Genomic DNA, 2,956 nt, shown 5'->3' with positions numbered 1-2,956 from the left:
AGGCCGGCTATCTGGCCGGCAACCCGCTCGCGCTCGCGCTCGCGCGCCGCCGGCGCACGCCGACGCAGCCGCGCATCACGCGCTACCTGAGCCACGAGCTGTGGGACGCGGTCAAGGAGACCATCGAGGCGATGCCGGGAACGACCGACACCGCCACCGAACGCGAGCGCCTGCATGCGGCGCGCTGCCGCTGGCTCCTGACTGTGCTCTACCTGGGAGGCTTGCGCGCGGCCGAAGTCACCGGCACGGCGATGGGGGCCTTCTTCTGCCGGCGCGATGCGCAGGGCCTCGAGCGCTGGTGGCTGGAGGTCACCGGCAAGGGCAACAAGACCCGGCTGGTGCCGGCCACCGACGAACTCATTGCCGAACTGGCGCGCTATCGCCGCGCTCATGGGCTGGCGCCCACCCCGCACCCCGGGGAGACCCGCCCGCTGCTACTGCCGGTAATCGGCCGCGAGGGCCGCGAGCACCGTGACAAAGGCCTGTCACGCGGGGCGCTGCACCTGATCCTGAAGGAGGTGTTCGGCCTGGCGGCCGCGCGCCTGCGCGCCCGCGGGCCCGACTGGGAAGCGCAGGCCTCGGTCCTGGGCAGCGCCTCGGCCCACTGGCTGCGCCACACCGCCGGCTCGCACATGACCGACAAGCAGGTAGATTTGCGTTATGTGCGGGATAATTTTGGGCACGCGTCCATTTCTACCACCAGCGCCTATCTGCATACGGAGGACGACGCGCGCCATCAGGCCACGCAGGAACGGCACCGGATCGGGTGGGCCGCCCCAGCCGGAACGCCCGCACATGCCGTGGCCGTGAAGGCAACCGGAAACTAAGCGACCTTAGCGCAGGATGCCCTCGTGACGAACCTATTGATCGGTGGAGGGGCAAGCTACGGCGGTCGGTTCGCTATCAACCACGACCAGCAGTTGGCCCCTACCGTCTGAGCGGTGGCAAGTTTTCCCATCTTGCTCTATCATGAAACGTCAAGATCTATCATGCTGGAGCCTGCTATGACCACTGTCGCCCGCGAAAAATTCTCCTCCCAAGCCGCGCCTGAAGTGCTGGCGGCGTTGCGTCAGATTGCCGAAGCGCAGGGGCGCCAGTTTCAGGCGGTGCTCGACGAGGCTCTGCGCGACTACATCGACCGCCAGCAGAAAGAACGTCCGCGCCGTCATGTGATGGCGTCATTCGCGTCCAGCCTCGACGAATTCGACAGCCTGTACCGCGAACTGGCCAAGTGATCGGTGATGAGCGGACGTGACTACCTGACCGTAGCCGATGTGCTCGGAATGCACACCACGTTGATGCAACGCTATGGCGGCGCGCCCGGAGTCCGTGATCCCGGCGCTCTGGAGTCCGCGCTGTTCAGGCCGCAGACGGGCTACTACGAGGACATCGTGGCCGAGGCGGCGGCGCTGCTCGAGAGTCTCGCCATCAACCATCCTTTTGTGGATGGCAACAAGCGGATCGCCTTCGCTGCTGCCGATGTGTTCTTGCGGATCAACGGCTGGCGCTTGCAGCGTCCGTCGATGCAAATCTACGTCGAGATGATTCAGATGTTGGAGTCTGGCACTTTTGACATTGCTCATTTGGAGCCCTGGTTGCGCGCGTTTGCCAGGCCAACGGCGTGATCCTCATGTTGCAGATCGCTATTTCTGCGACTGGCGACCACTAATTCTGAGAACGTGGCGTATCAATGGGGCCCCTTGATTTCCGCGCAATTTACCGGGGTAGCCACCCCTAGCATCCATGCGGTTTTCCGGCTGATGCCTGTCTAAAACCCCAACCTACTCAGTCACTTGCTGACTGGACCAGCCAGGCGACGCCCTCGGTGCCGAAGTAGGCTGGCCTGCCGCCGAAGGTCCGACGCGTCGCCATCAGGTGCAGGTACTTCCAGGTCGAGGAGCCCTCGGCGATATCGGCCAACGTCTCTCTGAGCTCCTGAAGTTCGAGGTTGCCGTTCTGATCGGCGTAGATGTCGCGCCAGACCTTTTCGACGGCTTTGCTTGGCTCGTAGGGCACGCTGAAATCGCGATCAAGTACTGCCACCGGCACCCCAAAAGCCGTTGCGATTCAGATAGGAGATCGCCGCGCCCACGGGCTGGCGCCCACCCCGCAACCCGGCGAGACGCGCCCGCTGCTGCTGCCGGTGATTGGCCGCAAGGACCGGCAGCACGACGAAAAAGGCCTGTCACGCGGCGCACTGCACTTGATCCTGAAGGAGGTGTTCGGCCTGGCGGCCGCGCGGCTGCGGGCGCGTGGGCCCGAGTAGGCGGCGCAGGCCGATGTCCTGGCGAGCGCCTCGGCTCACTGACTGCGCCACACCGCCGGCTCGCACATGACCGACAATCAGGTCGACCTGCGCTATGTCAGGGACAATTTTGGGCGTCGATCTCAACGACCAGCGGCTACCTGCACAGCGAGGAGGATGCCCGGCACGAGGCCACGCAGGCGCAGCACCGCATCGGTTGGGGCCGCTCATAAGAAGGAAGGCCGCTGATTCCCCAACTTCCCCGCGTGCGTGTCGGGCGTGCAAGAGGCTCGCGCCGGCGCATGGGCACCTTTAATGGGTTTCAGTATGAAATTGCATATTGCCGTTTTATACTGAAACCGATGAATCCGTGGATCGAGTTGGATGAGGATGCTCTGCGTCAGTACATCGCTGTCCTCGCGGCACCAGGTCTTGATCGCCTCGCGCAATTCGGCCTCAGGCTCGACGTCCGCCATAGCTCATGAACGGCGAGCAAAATCCCTGCACAAGACTCAGGTTGTTATTCGCCAAGTCGCTGGTGGAGGGAATCATGTGTGAACTCAGCAACATCCGGACGTCGCCCGCCAATGAATAGTCAATCAGTTAAGGGTCGCACCTGCCTGCTTCACGATTTTGGCGTGCTTATCCAATTCCGCCTTGAAGAACGAGGGAGCACCCTCAGCGCATTGCATTACACACAAGTCACTCGTG

4 protein-coding genes and 1 pseudogene are annotated in these 2,956 nt (G+C 63.4%); 4 read left to right on the top strand and 1 reads right to left on the bottom strand.

The window, feature by feature from the left end; translation table 11 throughout:
• The 3 genes from CF68_RS23915 to CF68_RS23905 all read left to right on the top strand — a co-directional run.
• The coding region (locus CF68_RS23915; protein WP_035823612.1) for a tyrosine-type recombinase/integrase at nt 1–827 on the top strand (827 nt) is incomplete at its 5' end.
• A 177-nt stretch (nt 828–1,004) separates the two neighbouring features.
• A complete protein-coding gene (locus tag CF68_RS23910; protein WP_035823610.1) occupies nt 1,005–1,235 on the top strand; it encodes a hypothetical protein in 231 nt (76 codons plus the stop codon).
• 6 nt (nt 1,236–1,241) lie between these two features.
• Nucleotides 1,242–1,625: a type II toxin-antitoxin system death-on-curing family toxin gene (locus CF68_RS23905; protein ID WP_035823608.1), complete on the top strand. Its 384-nt coding sequence runs from the start codon at nt 1,242–1,244 to the stop codon at nt 1,623–1,625.
• 160 nt (nt 1,626–1,785) lie between these two features.
• On the opposite strand, the gene CF68_RS35570 is transcribed toward CF68_RS23905, so the two are convergent.
• Nucleotides 1,786–2,043 (bottom strand): hypothetical protein, encoded by a 258-nt coding sequence (locus tag CF68_RS35570; protein ID WP_228772839.1) that lies wholly within the window; start codon nt 2,041–2,043, stop codon nt 1,786–1,788.
• A 34-nt stretch (nt 2,044–2,077) separates the two neighbouring features.
• Here CF68_RS35570 and CF68_RS38595 point away from each other — a divergent pair.
• Nucleotides 2,078–2,478 (top strand): annotated as a pseudogene (locus CF68_RS38595) (tyrosine-type recombinase/integrase); the annotation flags it as partial.
• Between the last annotated feature and the right edge of the window lie 478 nt (nt 2,479–2,956).

It is taken from the genome of Cupriavidus sp. SK-4 (assembly GCF_000611125.1).
In the GTDB taxonomy this organism is placed as follows: Bacteria; Pseudomonadota; Gammaproteobacteria; order Burkholderiales; family Burkholderiaceae; genus Cupriavidus; species Cupriavidus necator.
Note: the sequence above shows the minus strand (reverse complement) of the source record. Positions and strands in the feature narration are given on the sequence as shown.

Excerpts from the sequence above, each read along its gene's own strand:
- CF68_RS23910 (WP_035823610.1), top strand. The coding sequence starts at position 1,005 with ATGACCACTGTCGCCCGCGAAAAATTCTCCTCCCAAGCCGCGCCTGAA.
- CF68_RS23905 (WP_035823608.1), top strand. The coding sequence starts at position 1,242 with ATGAGCGGACGTGACTACCTGACCGTAGCCGATGTGCTCGGAATGCAC.